This is a genomic window from Streptomyces sp. NPDC051921 (genome assembly GCF_040680975.1).
Classification (GTDB): domain Bacteria; phylum Actinomycetota; class Actinomycetes; order Streptomycetales; family Streptomycetaceae; genus Streptomyces.
Window position 1 is genome coordinate 55,374 of the sequence record NZ_JBFAXU010000014.1, and the last position, 24,994, is coordinate 80,367.

Below are 24,994 nucleotides of genomic sequence, written 5' to 3' on the forward strand. Positions count from 1 at the left end.
GCCCGCCCGGGCCCGCGCCCGCCCGCGCCCGCCCGCCCGCGCCCGCCCGCCCGCGCGGCCGGTGCGGGCCCCGTCGCGGTGGTCGTGAGAGCCCGCTCGGTGGCACGCTGAGGGTATGCAGGATCCGTGCCGACCAGACGCGGGAGGATCCGATGGGCCGCGACGTACCGGCGCAGGAGTTCACCCGTGACGACCGTCGCCGCTTCAGGGATCGGCTGCACAGCTGTCTGGACGTGTTGGCCCGGATGCTGCGCGAGTCACGCTTCGAGATCGACCGGCCACAGGTCGGGCTCGAGATCGAGCTGAACCTCGTCGACGAGGCCGGCCGGCCCGCCATGCGCAGCACGGAGGTCCTGGCCGCCATCGCGGATCCCGCCTGGGCGAGCGAGCTGGGCCGGTTCAACCTGGAGATCAACATCATGCCCCGGCAGCTCACCACGGGCGGCCCGGACGCCTGGGAGCTCGAGATCCGCGACGCCCTCGACCACGCCGAGGCGAAAGCGGCGTCCGTCGGCGCACACCTCGTCATGATCGGCACCCTGCCGACCCTCGAACGCACCGACGTGGACCACTCCGCCCTGTCCGAGGACCCCCGCTACCACCTCCTCAACGAGCAGATCTTCGCCGCACGCGGTGAGGACCTGCTCATCGAGATCGACGGTGTCGAGCGCCTGCGCACGTACGCGGACACGATCACCCCCGAAGCCGCCTGCACCAGCACGCAGTTCCATCTGCAGGTAGCCCCCGACGAGTTCGCGGACCACTGGAACGCCGCCCAGGCCATCGCCGGCGTCCAGGTCGCCCTGGCCGCCAACTCGCCCTTCCTCTTCGGCAAGGAACTGTGGAGCGAGACCCGCATCCCCCTGTTCGAGCAGGCCACAGACACCCGCCCGGACGAGATCAAGGTGCAGGGCGTCCGGCCCCGGGTCTGGTTCGGCGAACGCTGGATCACCAGCGTCTTCGACCTCTTCGAGGAGAACGCCCGCTACTTCTCGGCACTGCTGCCGCTCATCGACGACGAGGACCCCGCGGAGACCCTCGACCAGGGCCGGATCCCCCAACTCGCCGAACTCTCGCTCCACAACGGAACGGTCTACCGCTGGAACCGCCCCGTGTACGCCGTCGTCGACGGCGTCCCGCACCTCCGCGTCGAGAACAGGGTCCTGCCCGCCGGCCCCACGGTCGCCGACGTGCTGTCCAACGGCGCCTTCTACTACGGGCTCGTCCGCGCCCTCGTCGACGAGGACCGCCCCGTCTGGACGCGCATGTCCTTCTCCGCCGCCGAGGACAACCTCCACATGGCCGCCCGGCGCGGCATCGACGCCGAGCTCTACTGGCCCGGCATGGGCCAGGTGCCGGTCACCGAACTCGTCCTGCGCCGCCTGCTGCCGCTCGCCCACCGCGGCCTCGAACGCCTGGGCCTCGACTCCGACTGGCGCGAACCCCTGCTGGGGATCATCGAGCAACGCTGCGTCTCCGCTCGCAACGGAGCCGTCTGGCAGTCGGAGATGTTCCACCACCTCCACGACATCGCCCACCTCGACCGCCACGAGGCCCTGCGCCGCATGACCCGCCAGTACACCGAGTACATGCACATCAACGCCCCTTCCCATACGTGGCCGGTGGACTGACCCCTGCGCCGCGTCCTGGAGGGCGCGAGGGACCGGGATCGGGGACGTCCGGCTCCTCAAGGGTGCGGAACAGCAGCCAGCTCAGTGCGGGCATGGCGATCAGCGGTGCCAGGGCAGCCTGCAAAGAGGCGGCGTCGGCCAGCCTGCCCAGCAGCGGGCTCACCAGTCCGCCCACGCTGACGAACGTGCTCAACCCGACGAAGACCACGGAGCGGCACACCACGGCCAGCGACAACCTCACGAACGAGGCCACGTCGTCGGCGGGGCGCAGGGCCTTCGACGCCGTGGCCGCGCCGGTCCGACGGCCGCCCGCCATGCGCCGCACCGGCACGCACAGCGCGGCACCGACAAGGGCCGGCAGGGCCAGCACCGGTGTCCGGCTCAGCGAGCCGTCACCGATCGCGGCGGAGACCATGACCGGCGCCAGCGCGAAGCCGATGTTGCCGCCCAGCGAGAACCAGCTCATGGCGCGGTGGCTGCCCTGGGCGGCCAGCCTGGCCACCCGCGCCGACTCGGGGTGGTACGCCGCCACGCCGATCCCGGAGATCGCCACGAACGCCAGGGTGAGCCCGTAGGAGCCGCTCACGCCGCTCAGCGCGATGCCCACCCCACCCAGCAGCGTGCTGACCGGCAGCAGCCACGGCATCGCCCACCGGTCGGTGAGCGCGCCGAACACGGGCTGGGCCACCGACGACAGCAGCGAGGCGGCCAGCACGATGCCCGAGGCGACGGCATAGGCGTAGCCGCGTTCGGCCACGAAGAACGGGATCAGCGACGCCACGGCGCCCTGGTAGACGTCCACACAGGCGTGGCCCGCAGCCAGCAGAGAGAGGGATGTATTCCTTCGCACGCCCCCATGCTGCGGAGTCCACCGCCCGGCGCACTTTCGATAAAATGACAGACAATGCAGAAGATCCGCCACACACCCGTCGCGCCCACCCGCACCCAGCGCCTGGAGTCAGGCGGCGAGATCGACGCCCACCGCCACGACGACCACCAGATCGTCTACGCCAGCCACGGCATCGTCGCGGTCACCACCGACGCCGGTTCCTGGGTCGCCCCCGCCACCCGCGCGATCTGGATCCCGGCCGGCACCGTCCACCGGCACCAGGCCCACGGCGAACTCGACCTGCACCTCGTCGGTCTGCCCGCCACGGACAATCCGCTCGGCCTCGCACAGCCGGCCGTCCTCGCCGTCAGCCCCCTGCTGCGCGAGCTGATCGTCGCCTACACCCGCACCCCCGAGGAGGAGAGCCCGCGACGCCGACGCCTGCGCGCCGTCATGCTCGACCAGCTGACGACCTCCCCGGAGCAGCCGTTGCACCTGCCCACCCCCACGGACCCGCTGCTCCGGGAACTCCACGACATCCTCCGCGCAGACCCGGCCGACAACCGCTCCCTGCCCGAACTCGGCCGTCAGATCGGGGCCGGCGCGCGCACCCTCTCCCGGCGCCTCGGGGCCGACCTCGGTCTGACCTATCCGCAGTGGCGCACCCAGATCAGACTCCACCACGCGCTGGTCCTCCTGGCCGACGACACCCCCGTCACGGTGGTCGCCCACCGGTGCGGATGGTCGTCCGCCAGCACCTTCATCGACGTCTTCCGCCGCACGTTCGGCCACACACCGGGCTCCCGCTCCTGAGGTGGACGGGGTTCTCGCTCAGAGGAAGCACGCGAGGATCAGCGGCAGGTCCTCCAGCCACTGCTGCAGACGGGCTCGTCTGCGGGCGGCGATCAGGCACTGGTGGGCCATGCCGTTGTGCAGGTGCAGCGTGACCAGGAGGTGCTTCGGGCCCCAGGGACGGTAGTCGACGGTTCTGATCTCGGGCCAGGTCAGGTGGAGGTCACCGGCGTCGGAGCCGAGCGAGACGCCCGCGGAGTCGATGACGAGGGAAGCCTTCGAATCGACCGCCATGAAGGACGGGTCGGCGTCGGTCGGCACGACGGGTGAAGGGGTGCCCGTCGGTCCGCCGGACGTCGGAGCCTGGTGCGGGGGGACGGCGTACGGCGAGACCGCGTACGGCGGGACGGGCTGAGGAGGGACGGAGTACGGCGATCCGGTGTGCGGCGGAGCGGTGTGAGGAGGGACGGCGTACGGCGATCCGGTGTGCGGCGGAGCGGTGTGAGGAGGGACGGCGTACGGCGATCCGGTGTGCGGCGGGACGGGTGGGGGCTGGACGGCCTGCGGCTGCACGGGCGCGTCGGACGGCGCGTAGGCGGGCGGCGGAGGCACCACCACCGTCGGCGTGTAGGGGGCGGCCTGCGGCGCGAACCGGTCGAGCAGCGCCTCGGGCGTCGGCCGGGCGCCGGGCTCCTTCGCGAGGCACGACTCCACGATCGGCCGCAGCCCGCCCGGCACCGCGGTCACGTCCGGCGGCTCGTGCACCGACCGGTACATCAGGCCCATCGGCGTACCCGTGCCGAACGCGGTGCCGCCGGCCGCGGCGACGAGCACCGCACCCAGTGCGAACACGTCCGCGGCGCCGCTGACCTCTTGCCCCATCGCCTGCTCCGGCGCAAGGAACCCCGGCGTCCCGAACGCCGTGCCGGTCGCGGTCAGACGACTCGACTCCAACGCCCGCGCGATCCCGAAGTCGAGGACCCGCGGTCCGTCCGCGGCCATGATGATGTTGCCCGGCTTCAGATCGCGGTGCACCAGACCGCAGCCGTGGATCGCCCCCAGCGCCTCGGCGAGCGCCGCGCCCAACTGCCGCAGCCGTGCCTCGTCCATCGGCCCCTCGGCCTCGAGCAGTGCGGCGAGGGTCGGACCGGCGACGTACGCCGTGGCCAGCCAGGGGAGTGCCGCCTCCGGGTCGGCGTCCACCACGGGCGCCGTGTGGAAGCCGCCCACGCTGCGCGCGGCCGCGACCTCGGCACGGAACCGCTCCCGGAAGTGCGCGTCGGACGCGAGTTCCGGACGCGCCACCTTCACGGCCACGGCCCGTCCGCCGCGCGACCGAGCGAGATAGACGGTGCCCATCCCGCCGGCGCCCAGCACCCGCTCGACGGCGTACGCGCCGATCCGTTCGGGAAGGGCTGCTCCGCCCGCCCAGTGCTCCATGTGCTGCCCGTCTCCCCTGTGTTGAGCCGCCAGTATGACGCAGGTGGCGGCGGGAAACCGACTCCGTACGCCGAGGTGCGTCCGTGATCGGGAACCTGTCGGACGGGCGCGACTGCGCTCCGGCGGCGGAGCGGCCCCGTGGAGGGGGCGCGCGCCCGCGCGGCGCGCAACCAAATGCCAACGGCATATGCCTCATTCGCCTGCGGAGTGCCGTCCGCCCTCTGCATCGTGGAGCCCGGCTGTGAGGAACAGCCTGCCGACGACGAGACGGAGGAACCCGTGATGTCGCCCTGGGTACGAAGGGGACACGAGTCGCACGAAGGCACGGCGGGCGTGCTGCCGCCGGGCGGGAGCGAGTCGCCGAGCCCGCCCGTCTCCGCCAGCGTCGGGAGCGGCGGGCACGTCACCGAGCCGTACGACCGGTCCGGCTGTGACGGCACGGCCTGCGGGCCGGCAGCCACGTCGACGCACGGGAGGTGTGCGTGCGGCCGGCGCGGTGAGCCCACCTGCGCCATCGACCGGGAGCACGTCCGCAGCGGCGACCGTGATGCCCACGACACGTCAGGCCCGCAGCGGGACCGGGACGACCACATGGACCAGGTCGCCGCCCGGGCGGTCGCGCTCCCCGACGACGTCGCCGCCCTGCTGACCCAGGTCCGCGACCGCATGGACGCGCTTCTCGACGACGCCCCGCTGATCGCCCTGAAGGCCGCCGACGCGCTGGAGTCCATCGTGGCGTCCACCGGTCCCGTCGCCGCCCTGTTCCTCACCCGCGCCGCCGACGTGCTCCCGATGGCGCGTCTCGCCGAACTCCTCGGCATGAGCGAGCAGGCAGCCGGCGCGCGTCTCGCCCACTACCGGCAACTGAACCGCTGACCTCTGGGGATGGCCGGCAGCGGCGGGCGCGCCGCGGCCGGCGGTCCCCGAACCCGTGAACCGCCGTCAGACGGCCCGCGGGGCCCGGGGCACCGTCGCGGGGCAGGGCCGACGTGTGCCGACGGACACCGGTGACGGGTGGTCGTCCTCAGCGGTGCAGCAGGTCAGGCCAGTTCCGCGGGACACGGTCGGCCGGTCCCGGGGCCTTCTGGTCGGCCGGGTGGCCCGTCGGCGGGGCCAGTGCGGGGCCCGACTCGTAGAGGACGTCGGTGGCGTAGTTCCAGAACCACTCCTCGCCCGGTTCGAAGCTCTGCACCAGGGGATGCCCGGAGGCCTTCCAGTGCGCGGTGGCGTGCTGGGCGGGCGAGGAGTCGCAGCAGCCGACGTGACCGCATTGGGCGCAGCGCCGCAGGTGGAACCACCAGCCGCCCGCGGCTTCGCACTCCGTGCAGACGGTGCCGCTGGGCGGGACGGTCGGGTCGATGCCGTCGATCTCGGTCATGCGGGCTCCTCGGCACTCGTGAGTTGCGTATCCGATTTCGATTCCGCGTCAGCGTCCACGTCCACGTCCACGTCCGCATCCGTCAGCGGCAGCAGCACCTGGAAGCGGGTGTCGCCCGGCACGGAGTCGACGTGCAGGCTGCCGTGGTGCTTGTTGACGACGATCCGCCAGGAGATGTCGAGGCCGAGGCCCGTGCCCTCGCCGACCGGCTTGGTGGTGAAGAAGGGGTCGAAGATGCGGTCGCGGATGTCCGCGGGGACGCCGGGTCCGGTGTCGCGGAACTCCACGAGCAGCCGGTCGCCCTCCCGCGCCGTGCGGACGGTCAGGGTGCCCTCGCCGCCGGTGGCGGTGATCGCGGCCACCGCGTTGTCGATGAGGTTGGTCCACACCTGGTTGAGCTCCGCAGGATAGGCGGGTACCTGGGGGAGCGAACCGTCGTAGTCCTTGACCACCCGCACGCGAGGGCCGATCTTGCCGGACAGCATCAGCAGGGTGCTGTCGAGGAGCTCGTGGACGTCGACGTCGCGGTGCGGGGCGCGGTCGAGCTGGGCGTACTGCTTGGCCGCGTCCACCAGATGGGAGATGCGCGTGGTGGAGTCGTCGATCTCGTCCATCAGCAGCTCGGTCTCGACCGTGTAGTTGAGCCAGCCGATCGCGCCCGGCAGGATGTCCTCGGCCACGGTCGCCGCGACCTGCTCCAGCCACTCCGTGTCGAGGCCGGCCTGGACGAAGGTGGGTGCGATCCGCCAGCCCTCGGGGAAGCCGTGCTCCTCCAGCCAGTCGATGAGTTCGTCCTCGCGGTCGGAGGCCTCCAGCGGGGTCAGGACCGGGGCCTTGGCGACGCGTTCTGCGGTGCGCTCCTGGATCTCGATGAGCTCGGCGAGCGCCTCCCGGGAGTACGGGCCCTGCGCGATGATCGCCAGTTTGTGCCGCATCTTGCCGACCCGCTCGCGCAGCGCCGCCGTGGCCCGGACCGCGGCCGCGGCCGGGTTGTTGAGCTCGTGCGTGAGTCCGGCCGACAGCGATCCGAGTGCCAGCAGGCGTTCGCGCTGGCCGATGGCGCGTTGGGTGTTCTTGGAGCCGAAGAAGAGCCCTTCGAGCAGGTGCGCCGCCATCGGGAACCACTCCCGCATGATGTCCGCGAACGACTGCGCGGGCAGCACGAAGAACCTGGTGGGCTCGGTCACCCGCATCGTGTTGACGTAGGTCTGCGGGACCCGGTCGCCCAGGTACGCCTGCATGGCCCCGGCGTAGACGCCGCGCTGCGAGGTGCGGCTGACCTCCACGTCGTCGCCGCCGACCCGGCGGTACAGGACGACGGTGCCCTCGACCATCACGTAGAAGCAGGTGGCCGGCTCACCCTCGGTGTACACCGGGCCCGGCTCGAACCGTTCCATCCTCCCCTCGGCGCAGAGCCGCCCGAGCTGCTCGGGGGAGAGCTTCTCGAAGAGGAACAACGAGCCGATCTCGTGCGGGTCGCAGGGCATGCCCGATGTGCTCATGACTGCTCCAGGTAGCGGTGGACGAGCATCACGGCCATGGCTCCCTCTCCCACGGCGGACGCCACGCGCTTCGCCGACTCGGCGCGCGCGTCGCCCGCCACGAACACTCCGGGAACGCTGGTCTCCAAGTGGTAGGGCGGCCGGTCCAGCTCCCACTCGGGCGGCGGCCCTCCGTCCGGCGTGAGGTCCGGACCGGCCAGGATGAAGCCGTCCTCGTTCCGCAGCACCGTTCCTTCGAGCCAGTCGGTCAGCGGGGCCGCGCCGATGAAGACGAACAGCCACTGCGCGTCGACGACTTCGGTGGCACCGGTCACGGCGTCCCGCAGCGTCAGCCGTTCCAGGTGCTCCGCACCGTGCGCCTCCTCGACGACGGTCCGGGGCCGCACGGTGATGTTCGAGGACTCCTCGATCTGCTGGACGAGGTAGTACGACATCGACGCCGTCAGCGACTCGCCGCGCACCAGCAGGGTCACCGACTTCGCGCCCCGCGCCAGGAACACGGCCGCCTGCCCGGCGGAGTTCGCGCCGCCGACGATGTACACGTCCTGGCCCTCGCACGAGGACGCCTCGGTGAGGGAGGAGCCGTAGTACACCCCGCGACCGGTGAGGTCGTCGCAGCCCGGCGCCCCCAGCTGCCGGTACGACACTCCCGTCGCCAGGATCACGCTGTGCGCGGCGACCGCCGAGCCGTCGGAGAAGCGCACGACGCGCGCCGCACCGTTCACCTCGAGGCCCGTGACCTCGCGGGCGGTGAGGATCTCGGCGCCGAAACGGCTCGCCTGACGGCGGGCGCGTTCGGTGAGCTGCGCACCGGACACGCCGTCCGGGAAGCCGAGGTAGTTCTCGATGCGGGAGCTCTGGCCGGCCTGCCCACCGGTCGCCGACCGCTCGACCAGCACCGTACGCAGTCCCTCCGAAGCCCCGTACACCGCCGAGCCGAGTCCTGCCGGGCCGCCGCCGATGACGACGAGGTCGTAGAACTCGGCGGCCGGCGTGGTCGCCAGCCCGACCCGGGCGGCCAGTTCGGGCGCCTCGGGCTCGATCAGCGGCGTGCCGTCCGGAGTGACCACCAGGGGCAGCCGGTGACCGTCGGCCCCCGCCGCCGCCAGCAGCCGCTGCCCCTCCGGTTCGTCCGACGAGTACCAGCGGTACGGCACCTGATTGCGGGCCAGGAACTCGCGCACCCGCGAGGACGGGGCCGACCAGCGGTGCCCCACGACCTTGGTGGCGGGAACCGGCCGGTAGTCGCTGGCCCGCCAGGCCGAGAGGAGATCGTCCACGACCGGGTAGAGCTTCTCCTCCGGCGGATCCCACGGCTTGAGCAGGTAGTGGTCGAGGTCGACGACGTTGATCGCGTCGATCGCGGCGTTGGTGTCGGCGTACGCCGTGAGCAGGACCCGTCGCGCCCCCGGGTGGATGCCCAGCGCCTGTTCGAGGAACTCGATGCCGTTCATCTGCGGCATGCGGTAGTCGGCGAGGATCACCGCCACCAGATCGCCGCGCAGCTTCAGCTCGCGCAGCGCCTCCAGCGCGGACTCACCGGATTCGGCGCGTACCACGCGGTAGCCGCCGCCGTAGCGACGCCGCAGGTCGCGGGCGATCGCGCGGGAGACTCCGGGGTCGTCGTCCACCGTCAGGATGACGATCCGCGCCGCGTCGGTGCCCTGTGCCATGCCTGTTCCGCCCTGCCTGCTCCGGCCGGCGGCCGTCCGCCTTGCTGCGCCGGCTCCCGCCCATCGTATGTTCGATCGAGCGGAGCCGCTTGAGCTGCTTCGCCGGGCGGGGCGGGGGAGCCGGCGGTCCGCCCGCGTCCGCCGTCCGCGGCTCTACGGTGCGAAGGGGCCGCCCGGTACGAAGGCGTGGCGCGCGAAGCGTTCGCCCATGCGCCGGTGTGTGGTGGCGTCGGGGTGGAGGGCGTCGGGGAGGGGGAGTTCGGCGGCGTCCGCCGGACCGTAGAGCTCCCTGCCGTCGAGGTGGAAGAGGTGCGGGTCGTCGGTCGAACGCTGCGCGACGATGCGGGCCAGCTCCGCCCGTATCACGTTCAGGGTGAGCTTTCCGGCGGCGGTGTCCGCGGGGTCGCCGGCCGCTCGGAAGGCGAGGCGGCCGCTGCTGAGCGCGGACATGTCCGGAAGGCTGGGACCCGGAGTGTCCTCGTGGATCGGGCACTGGATGGGGGACACGACGAGCAGCGGCGTCGTCGGATGCCCCTCGCGGAGGGTGTCGAGGAAGCCGTGCACCGCCGGGCCGAAGGCGCGCAGCCGCAGCAGATCGGTGTTGACGAGGTTGATGCCGATCTTGAGGCTGATCAGGTCGGCGGGCGTGTCGCGCAGGGCCCGGGCGGTGAAGGGATCGAGCAGCGCGCCGCCGCCGAAGCCGAGGTTCACGAGCTCCACGTCGCCGATGCGGGAGGCGAGGGCGGGCCAGGTGGTGCTGGGCCCGGCCGCGTCGGAGCCGTGGCTGATGGAGCTTCCGTGGTGCAGCCACACGCGGCGGTGCCCCGCGTCGACCGGCGCGACGGGCGCGTCCGTCCGCAGGGCGACGAGCTCGGTGGTCTCGTTGTGCGGCAGCCAGATCTCCACGTCCTTGTCGGTGCCGGGAAGATCCGCGAAGCGCAGCGTCGCGGTCGGCCCGGCCTCGGTCCGTGCGCCGCCGGTGGCCAGGTCGACGGTCATCACGTCGCCCCCGTGCGCGACCGCGCTCGCGACCGGGCGCCCGTCGACGAACAGCTCGTACACGCCGTCCGGGCGCGGCGGGGCCCCCGGGTAGACCCGCTTCGTGGGCAGCGTGTCCAACTCCACGACGGTCGCCCGCGTGCGGAACCGCAGACGCACGCCCGACGGTTGGGCCTCGGCCATCGCCAGCTGCGGGTCCGTGTTCTGGGCGCGGGCCCGAGCGGGCAGCCGGTGCGGGAGCAGGCCGTTCGCCGTGCGCTCCAGTTCGAGTGCGCCGCGGACGAGATCGCGCTCGATGGGGGTGGAGGTGAGGGCCGGGGTCGAGGCCGGGGTGCGTCCGGTGCTCATGGTCTCGCTGGTCTCGTTCCTCGTCGTCGGTGTCAGGGCTGCGGGGGCGGTTCGTGGCCGGCCGGCCAGGTGCGCAGGGCGATGTCCAGGACGTCGATGATCCTCGCCCAGCTCTGCCGGCTGTCCGGGGCGCTGTGGCTGAAGGCTCCGCTGAGTTCCAGGTCCGCGTAGCCGTGGAAGACGCTGCCCAGGAGGCGTACGGCATGCGTTCCCTCCGGCTCGGCCAGGTCGTAGCCGTGCAGGATCGCCCGCATCATCCGCGCGTGCCGCGGTCCCGCACTCGCGGCCGCGGCCTCCGGGCTCAGCGGCAGCCGGGCGGCGGCGTAGCGGCCGGGGTGCGACCTGGCGTAGTCGCGGTACACCTCCGCGAACGCCGCCAGGGCGTCCCGGCCGGCCCGCCCGGCGAGCGCGGCGGCCCCCTGGTCGGCCATCTCCTCCAGCGCCAGGAGGGCGACCCGGGTCCTGAGGTCGTCGGAGTTCTTCACGTGCGAGTACAGGCTGGCGGGCTTCACCCCGAAGTGCCGGGCCAGTACGGACACGGTGACCTGGTCGAACCCGAGCTCGTCGGCGAGGTCCGCGGCCGCCCGTACGAGACGTTCCGCGGTGAGTCCCACCCGTGCCGCCATGATCGCTCCCGTCTCTGTGCCTAAAGCCATTAGGCACTATCCTGATGACTTTAGGCAAACGGGTCGAGGGCCGTTACGCGTACGCTGAGCGCGCCCCGCCCGCCACCACGAACGGACCGGCCCCGTGGATCTCGCCTTCACCAGTCATGTGATCGAGTGGCGGGGACCGTCCCCGTTCTTCTTCGTCCCGGTCCCGGAGGAGCAGTCCGCGGACATCCGCGAGGTGGCGGCGTCGGCCACGTACGGCTGGGGCGTGATCCCCGTCGAGGCCCGCATCGACGGGTTGGCCTTCACGACCTCCCTCTTCCCGAAGGACGGCGGCTACCTGCTGCCCCTCAAGAGCGCCGTGCGCACGCCGTCCCGGCTGTCCCCCGGCGACCAGGTGACGGTCGCCATGACCGTCCGCCTGTAGCCCCGCCGGAGGAGCCCGGCGCCCGGGCGGTCCCGTCGCTGCCTCCGAGCAGGTCTCGGGACGACGCGACCGCGCCTACCCGACCCTGTACGGCGGCCGCTCACCCCACGAGCACCGGTCGCGCCGTTCGGCCGCTTCCCTCCGGAGCGGTCACTCCGGGTCCTGCTGCTTGCGGTTCCGCATGAAGAGGTGCCACAGCAGCGCGAACACCGGCTGGGCCACGAGCCATGTGACGAGCAGCCACCCCCACCAGCTCACCGTGCGGGCCTGTCTTCGGCTCCCGGGGCGGCCGGACGACGCGGCGCCGTCCTGCTGGGCTGACGGTCACGACAGGGCGCGCCGTGACGGACCATGCGGGCCTCCTGTTGAGCGGGCGAACCCGCCGTCCGATCAGGCCGGGGTCCCTCCGGGCCCGGCACGGGCGACGATCTCTCACGACGCCCCGCCCGACACTAGGGCAAGATCGAGTTCAGGCATCCGCCGTCCGACCCGCAAGGCGCCGCTCGGCGTGACGGACGTCCGTTCGGCAACGGTGCACAGCAGCAGGTGAGCGGCCTTCCGGGGCCCGATCGGGCCGAGCCGAAAGGACCGCGGCCCGGGCAGGCGTACGGGGGCACGCTGTTGACCGCGCGGCCCCGACCGCCTCGTTCGGGCGGTCGGGCCGCGTCGCGTACACCGACGGTCAGTAGATGTGTCCGACGTGCGCGAGTGCCTGCCTCAGCAGGACGCCGTGACCGCCGGGCATCTCGCCCTGCACGGCCGGCGAGGCCGCTTCCTGAGGGCTGAGCCACACCAGGTCCAGGGCGTCCTGCCGAGGTCGGCAGTCGCCGGTCACCGGCACGACGTAGGCCAGCGACACCGCGTGCTGGCGCGGGTCGTGGTACGGCGTGATGCCGGCCGTGGGGAAGTACTCGGCGACCGTGAAGGGTTGCAGGGAGGCGGGGATCCGCGGCAGGGCGACCGGGCCGAGGTCCTTCTCCAGATGCCGCAGCAGCGCGTCACGGATCCGCTCGTGGTGCAGCACGCGGCCGGACACCAGGGTGCGGCTGATCGTTCCGTCGGCGCCGATCCGCAGGAGCAGTCCGATACTGGTGACTTCGCCGCTGTCGTCCACCCGTACGGGTACGGCCTCGACGTACAGGATCGGCACCTGGGTTCTGGCGGTGTGCAACTCGTCGGTGCTCAGCCAGCCGGGCGTGGTCTCGGTCATGTCGGACATCTCTTGATCGTACTTTCCTGGGCGGGACTTCGGCACGGATTGCGTGTCAGCCGACCGGGTGTCCGGGCGGTCCGACGGCGCACGGGCGTCGCGCGGTGCGGGGTGTGTCAGCGCCGCACGGACTCCCAGGGCCAGTGTGCGTCCCGGCCGGTGTCCAGGAGCAGGATCATCCGGAACGCCGCGTCGGTGGGGTCGCCGAGGGCTGCCGGTTGCCCTCGCGGCGCAGCCGGTCGAGCAGTTCGGACGTTTGCGGGACCCGGCCCGCCGGGCGAACCCGGGCACGGACCGAGCGGCACGGCGATCGGAATCCGCGAGAAGAAATTGCGCGGGCGATGTCGAGAACGGGTCGCCTGCTCCGTCCCCGGGGTGAACGCGACCACAATGGGTCGCACAGCACCGAGGAGAAGAACCATGGCCAAGTACCTGCTGCTCAAGCACTACCGAGGCGCCCCGGCCGCGGTCAACGACGTGCCGATGACCCGGTGGACGCCGGAGGAGATCTCGGCGCACATGCAGTACATGCACGACTTCGCGGCCCGGCTGGAGAAGACCGGCGAGTTCGTCGACGGCCAGGCCCTCGCACCCGAGGGAACGTTCGTCCGGTACGACGGCGAGGGCCGCCCGCCGGTCACCGACGGCCCGTTCGCCGAGACGAAGGACCTCATCGCCGGCTGGATGGTGATCGACGTCGACAGCTATGACCGCGCCGTCGAACTGGCCGGGGAGCTGTCGGCCGCGCCGGGGGCGGGCGGAAAGCCGATTCACGAGTGGCTGGAGCTGCGCCCGTTCCTGTCCGCACCGCCGACCGTCTCGGAGTGACCGCCCCGATGGACGAGGCGCTGCTGAGGGGCCTCACGCCGGGCGTGATCACCGTCCTCGTCCGCCGCGGAGCCGACTTCGCGGCGGCCGAGGACGCCGTCCAGGACGCGCTCGTGGAGGCGGTGCGCGTCTGGCCGGCCGATCCACCGCGCGACGCGAAGGGCTGGCTGGTCACCGTCGCCTGGCACAAGTTCCTCGACGCGAGCCGCGCGGACACCGCACGCCGCCGCCGCGAGGACCTCGTGGGCGAGGAACCGGCGCCCGGTCCCGCGCCCGGCACCGACGACACGCTCCAGCTGTACCTCCTGTGCGCCCATCCGTCGCTGACCCCGTCGTCCGCCGTCGCGCTCACCCTGCGCGCGGTGGGCGGCCTCACCACCCGCCAGATCGCCCAGGCGTACCTGGTGCCCGAGGCGACCATGGCGCAGCGCATCAGCCGTGCCAAGCGCACCGTGGCCGGGGTGCGCTTCGACCGGCCGGGGGACGTCGCCACCGTCCTGCGCGTCCTCTACCTGGTCTTCAACGAGGGCTATTCGGGCGACGTCGACCTCGCCGCCGAGGCCATCCGGCTCACGCGGCAGCTCGCCGCCCGGATCGACCACCCCGAGGTCGCGGGGCTGCTCGCCCTCATGCTGCTCCACCACGCCCGGCGTGCCTCCCGGACCGCGCCCGACGGCAGCCTGGTCCCGCTCGCCGAGCAGGACCGTGGCCGGTGGGACACCGACGCGATCGCCGAAGGGGTACGGATCCTGCAGGCGGCCCTCGCCCGGGACCGCCTGGGCGAGTTCCAGGCCCAGGCGGCCGTCGCGGCCCTCCACGCGGACGCGCCCACGGCCGAGGACACGGACTGGGTGCAGATCGTCGAGTGGTACGACGAACTCGCCCGCCTCACCGACAGCCCGGTCGTCCGGCTCAACCGGGCGGTGGCCGTGGGCGAGGCCGACGGGCCGCGGGCCGGACTCGCCGCGCTCGCGGAGCTCGACGCCGCGCTGCCCCGCCACACCGCGGCGACGGCGTACCTCCTGGAACGCGCCGGCGACCTGCCGACGGCGGCCCGCCTCTACGCCGAGGCCGCCCTCAAGGCGCCGAACCTGGCGGAACGCGACTACCTGACGCGCCAGGCGGCCCGACTCAACACGCGCCTGGGACGCTGACGGCATCCGAGCTTCCCGCTCTCTCTCGGTAGCCCGCTCTCCCGGTGGCCCGGGGGTCCGGTGGCCCGGGGGCCCTTGGCCCGGTGGCCCCTGGCCGGGTGGCCCCTGGCCGGGTGGCCCCTGGCCCGGTAGCCCCGTTGCCCGGCAGTCCGGCGTCCTGGCAGTCCGGCGTCCCGGCATCAGGCGGACGCGAACCCCTTCCCGTGCGCCCGTGCAGGCCGACGTCGCTGTGGGCCTGCCGGTGGCGCCCGGGCCGGTCGGAGCTATCCGTCGGTCCCGTAGCGGAGCCCGTCCAGGATCAGGTCGAGGAGGCGGCCGGACCGTTCCTGCTGGGCGGGTGAGCTGGTGATCAGCGCGACGCCGGCGAGGCTGAGCCCGACGTCGAAGGGGTCGACGTCCGCGCGCAGGAGGCCGGCCCCGGCCCCGGCGCGCAGTAGGGAGTCGATCGCCGCGCTCAGCTTGTCGAGGGTCTCGGCGAAAGGGTCCGCCCCGGACGCGACCGCGGCCCGCAGGGCGTCCGCCATGCCCTCCTTGGCGGCCAGGTAGTCGATGAACCGGTCCATCCACTGGCGCAGGGCCCGGTCCGGCGGGTGCTCGGCAAGCAGCTCGGCGGCGCTGTCGCAGACGCGGGCCAGCTCGTTGCGGTAGGCCGCCTCGACCAGTGCCTCGCGTGTGGGGAAGTGGCGGTACAGCGTGGCCGAGCCGACACCGGCGGCTTTGGCGATCGTGTCGATCGGAACATCCGCGCCCTTCTCGGCGAAGGCGCGCACGGCCGCTTCGAGGATGCGCTCCCGGTTGCGGCGGGCATCCGCGCGCAACACGCTCGGCTGGGTGGTCAAGGCTGCTCCCTTCGTCGGGCACCAGTCTAACTGGACAACCGGGGAGTTCCCCGGTTAGCCTCGCGATTAAGTGGGGAGTTCCCCGGTTACCGGCCGGTGCTCCGTCCGACAGGCAAGGAGAACCCTTGATGAACAGCGACAAGACCGTCCTGATCACCGGCACGTCCTCCGGCATCGGCCTGGCTGCCGCCGTGGCCGCCGCCCAGGCGGGCTGGACGTCCGTCGCCACCATGCGCGACACCGGCAAGGCCGAGGCCCTGCTCAAGGCGGCAGCAGAGCACGCGGTCGCCAACCGCATCCAGGTCAGGCGCCTGGACGTCGCCGACCCCGACAGCATCGCCGCGTGCCTCGACGAGGTGATCACCGAGCACGGCCGCCTCGACGCGCTGGTCAACAACGCCGGCGCCGCCCAGGTCGGCACCATCGAGCAGATGAGCCTCGACGACGTCCGCGCCACCATGGAGGTCAACTTCTTCGGTGCGGTCGCCACCACCCGCGCCGCGCTGCCCCACCTGCGCGCCTCCCGGGGCCGGGTGATCACCGTGACCAGCGTGGGCGGCGTCGTAGGCCAGCCCTTCAACGAGGCCTACTGCGCCGCCAAGTTCGCCGTCGAGGGCTTCATGCAGTCACTCGCCCCCGTCGCCGCCACCGTCGGCGTCGACGTCACCGTGGTCGAACCGGGCGCGGTGGCCAGCGAGTTCGTCGCCAACCTCGGCCTCGACATCCCCGCCCTGCTCGCCGCCACCGGTCCGTACGCCCCCGCCCTCGAGGCCTACATCGCCCGCACGCAGCAGTCCTTCGCGAACGCCCAGACGCCGTTCGAGGCCGCCGCCCCGATCATCGAGGCCCTGACCGCAGAGCACCCCCCGTTCCGCGTCCAGACCTCCGAGTGGGCCCGCGAGTTCGTCGGCACCTCGCTCGCCGACCTCGACGGCTCGGCCGTCCAGACCCTCACCGGCGCCTGGATCCGCTGACGGAGGCGCCCCGCCGGACCAGGGCGTTCAGGCGAGGTGGTCGGCGACGAGTGCGGCGAACTCGTCCTCGGTCAGCACCCTCGTGCCGAGCTGCTCGGCCTTGGCGAGCTTGGACCCGGCGCCCTCACCCGCGACGAGGATGGTCGTCTTCCTGGACACGCTGCTGGAGGCGGTACCGCCGGCGCGCTCGATGAGTTCGTTCATCTCGTTGCGATTGCGCCCGGCCAGCGCTCCGTGCATCCCGCCCGTGACGACGACCGCCTCGCCCGCCAGGGGCTTGCTCCCCGTGTCCGTACCCGCGTCGGCGGCGCCCGGCTCGACCATGTTCACCCCGGCCTCGGCCAGCTTGTCGATGACCGGGCCCAGGGCGGCGATGTGCGCCGCGATCTTCGGAGCGTTGGCCCCCGGCAGCTTGTTGACCTCCGCCAGCTCGTCCGGCGTGGCAGCCCGGATGGCGTCCATGGTGCCGAAGTGGCGGGCGATCTCGCGCGACAGCGTCCGGCCCGTCCGTACCACTCCCAGCGCGCAGAACACCCGGTTCAGCGGCTGCTCCTTCGCCTCGGCGAGCCGGCGCACGAGCGCGTCGGCGCGCTTGTCACTGCCCGTCGCCTCGGCGAGCTGCTCGCGGGTGAGGAAGAAGAGGTCGGCCACGTCGTCGACCAGGCCGGCGTCGACGAGGGTCTCCAGGTAGGTCGCGCCCAGACCGTCGATGTCGAGCTGGTCACGGCCCACGGCGTACTTGAGGGACGGCAGCTTCCCGCAACCACCGCTCGCCCCGCCCGCGCACTCCCATCGCTCGCCGGACTTGTCGATGTCCCCGCCGCACCCCGGGCACGCCGCGGGCAGGACGATGTCGGTCTCCTCGCCCGTGCGCAGCGCCACCACGGGTGCCTCGACGCGCGGGATGATGTCGCCGGCCTTGTAGAGCAGGACGGTGTCGCCCACCTTCAGCCCGGTGCTGCGGATGAAGGCCGGGTTGTGGAGCGTCGCGTAGGTGACGGTGCTGCCGTCGACCTCCACCGGCTCCAGCACGGCGCGCGGCGCGATGTGCCCGGTGCGGCCCACGTTCCACTCCACGGCGAGGAGCGTGGTCCGCGCCTCCACGGGCGGCAACTTGTACGCGATGGCCCAGTGCGGGTGACGGGTGCCGTATCCCGCGGCCTGCTGCTCGGCGTGGTCGTTGGCCTTGATGACCACTCCGTCGATCCCGAACGGCAACGCGGGCCGCAGCCGCTGTATCTCCTCGACACGGGCCTGCGCCTCGGCCGGCGTGGCGTACACCCGCAGCCCGATGTCGGTGGCGGAGGTCGTCTGGACACCCAGGGCGGCGACCTGGTCCATGACGGCCTGGTGGCTGGTGCCGGTGAGGAAGCCCGCTTCGTCCAGATCCACCGCGCCGTACGCGAAGAAGGTGGTCTCGATGGTGTACGGCCGGTCCTTGGCCCGCAGGGTTCCCGCCGTGCCGTTGCGCGGGTTGGAGAAGACCTTGGCGTTGTGCGCGGCGCGTATCTCGTTGGCCTTCTCGAACTGCTCCCGGGTCAGCAGGACCTCGCCCCGGATCTCCACCGTGGCGCCGCCGGGCACCTGGACGGGAAGGCCGGCGATCGTGCCGATCGCGTGGCTGAGGTCCTCACCGTGCGTGCCGTTCCCCCGCCCGACGAGCTGCACCAGGCGCCCGTCGCGGTAGCGCGCCGCCAGCGCGGCCCCGTCCAGCTTCGGCTCCACCGCGTAGCCGCCCTCGACCGGGTGACCGATCCGGCGGGCCAGCGACGCGTCCCACTTCACCAGGCCCTCGGCGTCGAAGACGTTGTCGAGCGAGAGCATGGCCACGGTGTGCGCCACATCCCCGACCGGAGCCACGCCGCCGCCGACCTTGCCGGTGGGGGAGTCGGCCCGGACGTGATCGGGACGGGCCTGCTCGTAGGCGGCGATGCCGCGGGCGAGGGCGTCGTAGGAGGCGTCGTCGAGCGGGGTGCTCCCGTCGCCGTAGTACGCCGCGCTCGCGGCGAGGGCCTGTTCGACCGCTCGGTCGTAGGCAGCACGGTCGGTCAGCGAAAGGGCAGGTGCGGCTGTCGTCATGGAAAGATCCTCGCGCAGGGGTCTGACATCGATCCCTCCAGCCGGTTCCGGGAGCGTGCCTCGGCGTCCGCCCGACGTCCTGCGGGCTGCCACCCCGGCGCATTCCAGCTGGGGTCGAGGCCTTCGCGCGGATGTCGCGGGAGATCGACGGCATGGGGGCGCGCACCCCGCACGAGCTCATGCGGTGCGCGGACGTCTCCTTCATCAGGGACTGCGCGGAGATGGCGGCCCGGGCCTCCCTCGCCCGGACCGAGTCGCGCTGGGGCCTGTACCACGAGCGGCTGGACCACCCGGGCCGGGACGACGCGGACTGGCTGCACCACCTGGACCTGCGCAAGTCCCCTTCGGAAGCCAGGGAGTTCACCGCGCGGCCGGTCGAGCCCTACGTGGTGCCGGTGCCGGAGTTCACACCGACGCCCGGTCCGGAGCGGTGGCGGGGCGAGGTCGCCCTGGTGCCGGCGGCCACCGCCGGTCCGAGGGAAGCGGCACCCGCCGCCCGCTCCCGCACCACGCCCGCGGCGGCTCCGGCCGAGAGGTACGCGGACGCCGAGGCCGCGCCGGCCCTCGCGGCCGTGGGGCACCAGCCCGCGCCACCGGACCGGACCACCCCGACAGCGCCTCTGGCAGGTGCGGAGGGCAGCGGATCCCGCGCTGGGGATCCGGTGGACGTCGCCGCACCCAGCCCGGCCCTCCTCCGCCTCGTCTCCCTCGCGGAGGAGTCCCCGGAGGTGGAAAAAACTTCGTCCCTACCTCGCCGACGCCGACCCGGCGGTACGTGCGGCCGCCGTCACCACCCTCGGTGAGACGGCCCCCGCCGGCGCCGGGCCCGCCCTCGCCGCACGCCTGCAGGACGGCGCCGCGAGGGTCCGGGCCGCCGCCGCGACCGCCCTCCGGGCCGCCCGGCCCGGCGAGGCCGTCACGGCGCGCTCGCGGGGAGCCTGACGGACACCAACGCGGACGTCCGCAAGGCCGCCGTCCTCTCCTCCTGGTGCACCGTGCCGAACCCGGGGCCCGGGCCGCCCTCGCCGCAGCCGCCGGTGACGCGGACGCCGACGTCCGCGCCTACGCGTACCGCGCGACCTGACCCACCGCCGACGGGAGCAGGCCGAGGGGCACTGCCGCCGCAGGTGCCGGTGCGGTCGGCCGCGGACCGCCCCCCGGTGCCGCCGACGAGGCTCGTCGCGGCGACCCCCGTGCTGGGCGAGCGTCGTCGCCGCCTTCTCGGAGCGGGCGCGGAGGCGCGCACGGCGACGATCCGACCGGCATCAGGCCGTGCCCGCCCCCGGACCCGCCCCCGTGCCCGCCCCCGGACCCGCCCCTCGCGTGTCCCTGGTGCCTGGACCCGAGCCCGCACCCCGGCTTCGTACGGAGGCGAGCCGTGCCTCCGCGCGGTCCAGGAGGGTGTCCAGGACGACCGGATAGGCGCTCTGATTCATCCGGTCCGCCAGCAGGTGCGCGGTCGCGGCGATGTGCGGATGGGTCGCCGCCGGCAGCCGGGCGTAGGTGGAGGTCCACATGTCCTCGTCCGCGGCCCGGGCCTCGTCCTTGACGGCCAGCGCACCCGCGTCCAGGGAGGCGAAGGCCAGGGCCGTGTCGATGAAGGCGTGGTACAGGCCGACGGCGTCCGCGTCGCCGAAGCCGGCGCCGCGGAGGATGCCGAGGATCGTCTCGTCGACCTCGATCTCGCGGGGGCGGCCGGTGACCCTGCTGGCGGTCAGCAGCGCGGCCTGGGGATGGGCCAGATAGGAGGCGTGGATCGCCAGTCCGAGGGCGTGCAGGTCGGCACGCCATCGCCCGGTGGCCGCCCAGCTGTCCAGCGCCCGCCCCATCAGCTCCTCGCCGATGGCACGCGTCAGGTCGTCCAGGCCGGCGAAATAGCGGTAGAGGGTGCTCGGGTCGGCGCCCAGGGCGCTTCCCAGGCGGCGGGCGGTCAGGCCGGCGCTCCCGTGCTCGCGCAGCATCCGCAGCGCGGTCCGCACGATCAGCTCCTCCGACAGCACGGTGCCCTGCCGGGTCGGCCGCCGTCTGCGTCGTTCCGCCTCCGGAACCACCTTCTTGGCCATCGCACGCCCTCCGTGTCCTGGAGCCCTCGGAACCTTATGCCAACGCCGTAGACCTTAACCGTCGAGCTCGTGTTCCATCGAGACGTACCCGGGCGCCCGGCGCCCGGACCGTCCCAAGGAAATGGTGTGTGACATGCGCGTACTTCTCGTGGGTGCGGGCGGCGTGGGAACCGCCGTCACCCGTATCGCGGCCCGCCGTGACTTCCTGACCCACATGGTCGTCGCCGACTACGACCCCGCCCGCGCCGAAGCGGCCGTCGCCGCGCTCGGGGACGGGGCGGGCCGGTTCAGCGCCCGCCGCCTGGACGCCTCGGACGAGGCCGAGGTGCGCCGCGTCCTGCGCGAGGAGCGCTGCGACGCGCTCCTGAACGCGACCGATCCGCGGTTCGTGATGCCGCTCTTCAACGCGGCGCTCGCGGCCGGCACGCATTACGTGGACATGGCAATGTCGCTGTCCGCGCCGCACGCGACCGCCCCGTACGAGCAGTGCGGGGTCAAGCTCGGCGACGAGCAGTTCGCCCGCAGCGCGGCCTGGGAACAGGCGGGCCTCCTCGCCCTGGTCGGGATGGGCGTGGAGCCGGGCCTCTCGGACGTCTTCGCCCGGTACGCGGCCGACGAGCTCTTCGACGAGATCGAGGAGATCGGCGTCCGCGACGGCGCGAACCTCACGGTCGAGGGCTACGACTTCGCGCCCTCCTTCAACATCTGGACCACCATCGAGGAGTGTCTCAACCCGCCCGTGGTGTACGAGAAGGACCGCGGATGGTTCACCACGGCGCCGTTCAGCGAACCGGAGGTGTTCGACTTCCCCGAGGGCATCGGCCCGGTGGAGTGCGTGAACGTCGAGCACGAGGAGGTGCTGCTCATCCCGCGCTGGGTGGGCGCACGCCGGGTGACGTTCAAGTACGGCCTCGGCGACGACTTCATCGCCAAGCTGAAGACCCTGCACGAACTGGGCCTGGACGCCACCGCGAAGGTCACCGTGCCCGGCGCCGACGGGCCGGTCGAGGTATCCCCCCGGGACGTGGTGGCCGCGTGCCTGCCCGACCCGGCCACGCTGGGCGACCGCATGAAGGGCAAGACCTGCGCCGGCACGTGGGTCAAGGGGACGAAGGACGGCGCGGCGCGCGAGGTGTACCTGTACCACGTCGTCGACAACGAGTGGTCGATGCGCGAGTACGGCTCCCAGGCCGTGGTCTGGCAGACGGCGGTCAACCCGGTGATCGCCCTCGAACTGATCGCCGACGGCAGCTGGAAGGGCACCGGCGTCCTGGGCCCCGAGGCCCTGCCGCCCCGCCCCTTCCTCGACCTGCTCACCGCGTACGAGTCCCCATGGGGGCTGCGCGAGGGGCACTGACCCGCTCGGCCGGGGCGGCGGGGGCCGGGATCCCCCAGCTGGTCGTCGGCGCCTTCCTCACCGCGCGACCAAATCGAGTACTGCGACCGGTGGGGTCCATGAGCCCGGGATCCGCCGGGAGGGCCGCGGCGCGGTTCAGAGCATGACGTGTTTGGGCCGGGTGTAGTCCAGGAGGCCGGACAGGGACAGGTCGCTGCCGTAGCCGGAGTGCTTGGCTCCACCGTGCGGCAGCTCGGAGACCGTGGTGCCGTGGGTGTTCACCCACACGATCCCGGTGTGCAGGGCTCTGGTCGCCCGCATCGCCCGGTCGTGGTCCCTGGTCCATACGCTCGCGGCGAGTCCGAAACCGACGTCGTCGGCCAGCCGCAGGGCTTCGGACTCGTCGGTGAAGGGCTGCACGGTCACGACGGGGCCGAAGATCTCCTCCTGGACGATCTCGTCGTCCTGGCGCACCCCGGCGACGACGGTGGGGGAGTGGAAGAACCCGGGGCGCGCGGGCCGCGTGCCGCCCGTGACGATGCGGGCGTGGTCCGGCAGCCGGTCGAGCAGGGCGCGCACCGAGGCCAGCTGGGCGGCACTGTTGAGGGGCCCGAGGTCCGTCTCGGGGCGCAGTGCGCGGGCGGCGGCGGCCAGTGCGTCCAGGAACGCGTCGTGGACGCGGGCCTGGACCAGGAAGCGGGTGGGCGCGGTGCAGTCCTGGCCGGCGTTGGAGAAGGCGACCCGGGCCAGGGCGGCGGCCGTCGCGGGGACGTCGACGTCGTCGTGGACGATCACGGGAGCGTTGCCCCCGAGCTCCAGGTGGACCCGCTTGAGGCCCGCCGCGGCCGCGGCGGCGATCTCCTGGCCGGCGCGGACGCTACCGGTCAGAGCGATCAGCGCGACGGCCGGGTGCGCGGTCAGCGCGCGGCCGGTGTCGCGGTCGCCGCAGACCACGTTGAGGACGCCCGGGGGCAGGTACGGGGACGCGAGCCGGGCGAGCAGGACCGTCGAGGAGGGGGTCGTGTCGGCGGGTTTGAGGACGGTGGTGTTGCCGGCCGCCAGGGCGGGCGCGATCTTCCACGCCGCCATCATCAGCGGATAGTTCCACGGAGTGATCTGGGCGCACACGCCGACCGGTTCCCGGCGCAGCACAGAGGTGCGGCCCTCGGTGTACTCGGCCGCGGCCGCACCCGGGAGGTTGCGGGCGGCTCCGGCGAAGTAGCGGAAGGCATCGGCGATCGCGGGGAGTTCCTCGCTGCGGAACGGGCCGGCCGGCTTCCCGGTGTCGGCGGTCTCCGCGGCGGTCAGCTCGTCCGCGTGCGCCTCGACGGCGTCGGCGACGGCGAGCAGCGTCCGCTGCCGGTCGGCCGGCGTGGTGACCGACCAGGAGCCGTAGGCGGCCGCGGCCGCCGCGCAGGCGGCGTCGGTGTCGGCCCGCCCCGAGCGCGGGGCGCGTCCGTGCCCGCGGCCGGTGACGGGGTCGACCAGCTCGGTCGTCGCGCCCGAGGCGGCGGGGCGGTCCTGGCCGCCGATGTGGTTGAGCAGACCGTCAGCCACGGCGCAGCGCCTCCTTCGCGGCGGCGCGACCGGTGCGGACGGCGCCCTCCATGTAGCCGGCCACCCACTGGTCGGATCCGCAGACGTAGAAGGGCGGTTCGTGGGTGCCGTGGCGGGGTCCGACCCCCATGACGTCGCCGGGGGCCCACTGGGTGACGTACCCCTGGGTCCACGGGTCGGTGCCCCACAGGCGCAGGTACGTGGCGAGCGGCCGGTGGGCCCCGTCGCCGTACAGCCGGGCGATCTCGGCGAGCAGTTCGCCGGCGCGCAGCGCGGCGGGGGTGCCGAGCAGGACGCCGTACCTCTCGGGCGGGACGAGCGCGGACAGCACGCCCTCGCCCTGCGGCCAGGTGCTGCCCAGGACCCCTTCGCACTCGGACAGGCCGCTGAGCCCGCCGTCGCGCCAGAACGGCCGGTCGTAGGCGGCGACGAACTTGGCGGCGAGCGCGTGGCGCTGCCGGAGCAGAGAGGCCAGCCGCTCGTCACCGACGCCGGTGACGGCGAGCGAGCGGAGCGGTCCGGCGGGCAGGGCGCTGACGACGGCGCCCGCGGTCAGGGTCTCGCCCCCCGCGAGGCGCACGGAGCAGCCGCCGTGGCCGACCGCGAGCGCCTCCACGGGTGCGCCGGTACGGACACGGCCGTCGAGGCCGGCGGCCATCCGCAGGGCCACGGTCGCCGAGCCCTCGGCCACCCGCAGACCCTCCCAGGCCTCGTACTCGTAGTGGCCGAGCCCGGGGACGGCGGCGTGCTTGCGCAGGGCGGCGAGCAGCGACGTGCGTTCGCACGAGCCGTCGGCGAGCGCGAGCCGGCCGATCTCCCAGAGGCGTACGACCGCCGGGCCCGCCCCCTCGTCACGCAGCCAGGTGCCCACGGAGAGACGGTCGAGGGCGGCGGCCTGCGGGTGCGACCAGGGGTCGTCGGGGTCGACGGTCGCGGCGAGCGCGGCGAAGGCGGCGGTGACCTTCCGGTGGCAGGCGTCGTCGCCGGGACCGAACCAGTGCGGTGGGTCGCCGGCGCCGACGCCTTCGGGCGTGGCGCGGGCGAGGGCGCCGGGCTCGGCGACGTAGCTGGGGACGAGGGTGAGGCCGAGTTCGGCGACGAGGGCGGTGTAGGCGGTGTGGGCCGAGCCGACCACCTCGCCGCCGAGTTGGACGAGGCGGCCGTCGGGCAGGGCGGTCTGCTCGACGCGGCCGCCGACCCGGTCGCGGGACTCGACGACGAGGACGTCGGCTCCGCCCGCGGCGAGGTCGCGGGCGGCGGCGAGTCCGGCGAGTCCGGCGCCGAGCACGATGACGTCGTGGTTCATGGGTGTTCCTCCGGTGGG

The 24,994-nt window shown here is 73.3% G+C and carries 21 protein-coding genes and 1 pseudogene; 9 read left to right on the forward strand and 13 right to left on the reverse strand.

Going from position 1 to position 24,994, the window contains the following annotated elements:
• Nucleotides 1–152 precede the first annotated feature (152 nt).
• Complete coding sequence (locus AB0M16_RS19745; RefSeq protein WP_365344520.1) at nt 153–1,631, forward strand: glutamate-cysteine ligase family protein; 1,479 nt, start codon at nt 153–155, stop codon at nt 1,629–1,631.
• Here AB0M16_RS19745 and AB0M16_RS19750 read toward each other — a convergent pair.
• Nucleotides 1,597–2,481 (reverse strand): MFS transporter, encoded by an 885-nt coding sequence (locus tag AB0M16_RS19750; protein ID WP_365344522.1) that lies wholly within the window; start codon nt 2,479–2,481, stop codon nt 1,597–1,599. The genes AB0M16_RS19745 and AB0M16_RS19750 overlap by 35 nt on opposite strands.
• A 54-nt stretch (nt 2,482–2,535) precedes the next feature.
• On the opposite strand from AB0M16_RS19750, the gene AB0M16_RS19755 reads away from it, so the two are divergent.
• The gene (locus tag AB0M16_RS19755; protein WP_365344524.1) at nt 2,536–3,273 is read left to right on the forward strand and encodes a helix-turn-helix transcriptional regulator; all 738 of its coding nucleotides are present in this window, start codon (nt 2,536–2,538) and stop codon (nt 3,271–3,273) included.
• An 18-nt stretch (nt 3,274–3,291) separates the two neighbouring features.
• On the opposite strand, the gene AB0M16_RS19760 is transcribed toward AB0M16_RS19755, so the two are convergent.
• Nucleotides 3,292–4,692, reverse strand: coding sequence for a protein kinase (locus AB0M16_RS19760; protein ID WP_365344526.1), 1,401 nt, complete (start codon nt 4,690–4,692; stop codon nt 3,292–3,294).
• Between the two features lie 282 nt (nt 4,693–4,974).
• Here AB0M16_RS19760 and AB0M16_RS19765 point away from each other — a divergent pair, with 282 nt between their 5' ends.
• Nucleotides 4,975–5,568, forward strand: coding sequence for a hypothetical protein (locus AB0M16_RS19765; protein ID WP_365344528.1), 594 nt, complete (start codon nt 4,975–4,977; stop codon nt 5,566–5,568).
• Nucleotides 5,569–5,716: 148 nt separating this feature from the next.
• Here the strand turns inward: AB0M16_RS19765 and AB0M16_RS19770 are convergent, their stop codons facing one another.
• The 5 genes from AB0M16_RS19770 to AB0M16_RS19790 form a co-directional block, all read right to left on the reverse strand.
• Nucleotides 5,717–6,070 carry a UBP-type zinc finger domain-containing protein gene (locus tag AB0M16_RS19770; protein ID WP_365344530.1) on the reverse strand — a complete coding sequence of 118 codons (354 nt, stop codon included), beginning with the start codon at nt 6,068–6,070 and terminating at the stop codon, nt 5,717–5,719.
• A complete protein-coding gene (locus AB0M16_RS19775) occupies nt 6,067–7,572 on the reverse strand; it encodes an ATP-binding protein (RefSeq protein WP_365344532.1) in 1,506 nt (501 codons plus the stop codon). Before AB0M16_RS19775 ends, AB0M16_RS19770 begins: the two co-directional genes overlap by 4 nt.
• Nucleotides 7,569–9,245, reverse strand: coding sequence for an FAD-dependent oxidoreductase (locus AB0M16_RS19780; RefSeq protein WP_365344534.1), 1,677 nt, complete (start codon nt 9,243–9,245; stop codon nt 7,569–7,571). The genes AB0M16_RS19775 and AB0M16_RS19780 overlap by 4 nt, the downstream gene beginning before the upstream one ends.
• Before the next feature lie 153 nt (nt 9,246–9,398).
• On the reverse strand, nt 9,399–10,592 hold the full coding sequence (locus tag AB0M16_RS19785) for an SGNH/GDSL hydrolase family protein (protein ID WP_365344536.1): 1,194 nt from the start codon (nt 10,590–10,592) through the stop codon (nt 9,399–9,401).
• Nucleotides 10,593–10,624: 32 nt separating this feature from the next.
• The gene (locus AB0M16_RS19790; protein WP_365344538.1) at nt 10,625–11,218 is read right to left on the reverse strand and encodes a WHG domain-containing protein; all 594 of its coding nucleotides are present in this window, start codon (nt 11,216–11,218) and stop codon (nt 10,625–10,627) included.
• A gap of 124 nt (nt 11,219–11,342) precedes the next feature.
• Here AB0M16_RS19790 and AB0M16_RS19795 point away from each other — a divergent pair, with 124 nt between their 5' ends.
• Nucleotides 11,343–11,630 (forward strand): DUF1905 domain-containing protein, encoded by a 288-nt coding sequence (locus AB0M16_RS19795; protein ID WP_365344540.1) that lies wholly within the window; start codon nt 11,343–11,345, stop codon nt 11,628–11,630.
• Nucleotides 11,631–12,312: 682 nt separating this feature from the next.
• Here AB0M16_RS19795 and AB0M16_RS19800 read toward each other — a convergent pair.
• A complete protein-coding gene (locus AB0M16_RS19800; RefSeq protein ID WP_365344789.1) occupies nt 12,313–12,840 on the reverse strand; it encodes an NUDIX hydrolase family protein in 528 nt (175 codons plus the stop codon).
• A gap of 420 nt (nt 12,841–13,260) precedes the next feature.
• Here AB0M16_RS19800 and AB0M16_RS19805 point away from each other — a divergent pair, with 420 nt between their 5' ends.
• Together AB0M16_RS19805 and AB0M16_RS19810 are read left to right on the forward strand one after the other, a co-directional pair.
• Nucleotides 13,261–13,668: a YciI family protein gene (locus AB0M16_RS19805; protein ID WP_365344542.1), complete on the forward strand. Its 408-nt coding sequence runs from the start codon at nt 13,261–13,263 to the stop codon at nt 13,666–13,668.
• An 8-nt stretch (nt 13,669–13,676) separates the two neighbouring features.
• Nucleotides 13,677–14,822, forward strand: coding sequence for a DUF6596 domain-containing protein (locus AB0M16_RS19810; RefSeq protein WP_365344791.1), 1,146 nt, complete (start codon nt 13,677–13,679; stop codon nt 14,820–14,822).
• 263 nt (nt 14,823–15,085) lie between these two features.
• Here the strand turns inward: AB0M16_RS19810 and AB0M16_RS19815 are convergent, their stop codons facing one another.
• Entirely contained in the window at nt 15,086–15,661 is a 576-nt protein-coding gene (locus tag AB0M16_RS19815; protein ID WP_365344544.1) for a TetR/AcrR family transcriptional regulator, read from the reverse strand.
• A 128-nt stretch (nt 15,662–15,789) separates the two neighbouring features.
• Here AB0M16_RS19815 and AB0M16_RS19820 point away from each other — a divergent pair, with 128 nt between their 5' ends.
• Complete coding sequence (locus AB0M16_RS19820; RefSeq protein WP_365344546.1) at nt 15,790–16,635, forward strand: SDR family oxidoreductase; 846 nt, start codon at nt 15,790–15,792, stop codon at nt 16,633–16,635.
• Nucleotides 16,636–16,662: 27 nt separating this feature from the next.
• Here the strand turns inward: AB0M16_RS19820 and ligA are convergent, their stop codons facing one another.
• Complete coding sequence (gene ligA / locus AB0M16_RS19825) at nt 16,663–18,714, reverse strand: NAD-dependent DNA ligase LigA (RefSeq protein WP_365344548.1); 2,052 nt, start codon at nt 18,712–18,714, stop codon at nt 16,663–16,665.
• Nucleotides 18,715–18,827: 113 nt separating this feature from the next.
• Between ligA and AB0M16_RS19830 the strand changes: the two are divergent.
• Nucleotides 18,828–19,608, forward strand: a pseudogene (locus AB0M16_RS19830) (HEAT repeat domain-containing protein); the annotation flags it as partial.
• Between the two features lie 371 nt (nt 19,609–19,979).
• On the opposite strand, the gene AB0M16_RS19835 reads toward AB0M16_RS19830, so the two are convergent.
• The gene (locus tag AB0M16_RS19835; protein WP_365344550.1) at nt 19,980–20,777 is read right to left on the reverse strand and encodes a TetR/AcrR family transcriptional regulator; all 798 of its coding nucleotides are present in this window, start codon (nt 20,775–20,777) and stop codon (nt 19,980–19,982) included.
• Between the two features lie 133 nt (nt 20,778–20,910).
• On the opposite strand from AB0M16_RS19835, the gene AB0M16_RS19840 reads away from it, so the two are divergent.
• Nucleotides 20,911–22,134 carry a saccharopine dehydrogenase C-terminal domain-containing protein gene (locus tag AB0M16_RS19840; RefSeq protein WP_365344552.1) on the forward strand — a complete coding sequence of 408 codons (1,224 nt, stop codon included), beginning with the start codon at nt 20,911–20,913 and terminating at the stop codon, nt 22,132–22,134.
• Nucleotides 22,135–22,269: 135 nt separating this feature from the next.
• On the opposite strand, the gene AB0M16_RS19845 is transcribed toward AB0M16_RS19840, so the two are convergent.
• Nucleotides 22,270–23,670, reverse strand: a complete 1,401-nt coding sequence (locus AB0M16_RS19845; RefSeq protein ID WP_365344554.1) for an aminobutyraldehyde dehydrogenase — start codon at nt 23,668–23,670, stop codon at nt 22,270–22,272.
• Nucleotides 23,663–24,976 carry an NAD(P)/FAD-dependent oxidoreductase gene (locus AB0M16_RS19850; protein ID WP_365344556.1) on the reverse strand — a complete coding sequence of 438 codons (1,314 nt, stop codon included), beginning with the start codon at nt 24,974–24,976 and terminating at the stop codon, nt 23,663–23,665. Before AB0M16_RS19850 ends, AB0M16_RS19845 begins: the two co-directional genes overlap by 8 nt.
• Nucleotides 24,977–24,994: the final 18 nt, after the last annotated feature.

What these genes read in the sequence shown, in the direction of transcription:
- AB0M16_RS19745 (WP_365344520.1), top strand. Translation starts at nt 153, where the DNA reads ATGGGCCGCGACGTACCGGCGCAGGAGTTCACCCGTGACGACCGTCGC.
- AB0M16_RS19755 (WP_365344524.1), top strand. Translation starts at nt 2,536, where the DNA reads ATGCAGAAGATCCGCCACACACCCGTCGCGCCCACCCGCACCCAGCGC.
- AB0M16_RS19760 (WP_365344526.1), bottom strand. Translation starts at nt 4,692, where the DNA reads ATGGAGCACTGGGCGGGCGGAGCAGCCCTTCCCGAACGGATCGGCGCG.
- AB0M16_RS19765 (WP_365344528.1), top strand. Translation starts at nt 4,975, where the DNA reads ATGTCGCCCTGGGTACGAAGGGGACACGAGTCGCACGAAGGCACGGCG.
- AB0M16_RS19770 (WP_365344530.1), bottom strand. Translation starts at nt 6,070, where the DNA reads ATGACCGAGATCGACGGCATCGACCCGACCGTCCCGCCCAGCGGCACC.
- AB0M16_RS19775 (WP_365344532.1), bottom strand. Translation starts at nt 7,572, where the DNA reads ATGAGCACATCGGGCATGCCCTGCGACCCGCACGAGATCGGCTCGTTG.
- AB0M16_RS19780 (WP_365344534.1), bottom strand. Translation starts at nt 9,245, where the DNA reads ATGGCACAGGGCACCGACGCGGCGCGGATCGTCATCCTGACGGTGGAC.
- AB0M16_RS19785 (WP_365344536.1), bottom strand. Translation starts at nt 10,592, where the DNA reads ATGAGCACCGGACGCACCCCGGCCTCGACCCCGGCCCTCACCTCCACC.
- AB0M16_RS19790 (WP_365344538.1), bottom strand. Translation starts at nt 11,218, where the DNA reads ATGGCGGCACGGGTGGGACTCACCGCGGAACGTCTCGTACGGGCGGCC.
- AB0M16_RS19800 (WP_365344789.1), bottom strand. Translation starts at nt 12,840, where the DNA reads ATGACCGAGACCACGCCCGGCTGGCTGAGCACCGACGAGTTGCACACC.
- AB0M16_RS19805 (WP_365344542.1), top strand. Translation starts at nt 13,261, where the DNA reads ATGGCCAAGTACCTGCTGCTCAAGCACTACCGAGGCGCCCCGGCCGCG.
- AB0M16_RS19810 (WP_365344791.1), top strand. Translation starts at nt 13,677, where the DNA reads ATGGACGAGGCGCTGCTGAGGGGCCTCACGCCGGGCGTGATCACCGTC.
- AB0M16_RS19820 (WP_365344546.1), top strand. Translation starts at nt 15,790, where the DNA reads ATGAACAGCGACAAGACCGTCCTGATCACCGGCACGTCCTCCGGCATC.
- ligA (WP_365344548.1), bottom strand. Translation starts at nt 18,714, where the DNA reads ATGACGACAGCCGCACCTGCCCTTTCGCTGACCGACCGTGCTGCCTAC.
- AB0M16_RS19835 (WP_365344550.1), bottom strand. Translation starts at nt 20,777, where the DNA reads ATGGCCAAGAAGGTGGTTCCGGAGGCGGAACGACGCAGACGGCGGCCG.
- AB0M16_RS19840 (WP_365344552.1), top strand. Translation starts at nt 20,911, where the DNA reads ATGCGCGTACTTCTCGTGGGTGCGGGCGGCGTGGGAACCGCCGTCACC.
- AB0M16_RS19850 (WP_365344556.1), bottom strand. Translation starts at nt 24,976, where the DNA reads ATGAACCACGACGTCATCGTGCTCGGCGCCGGACTCGCCGGACTCGCC.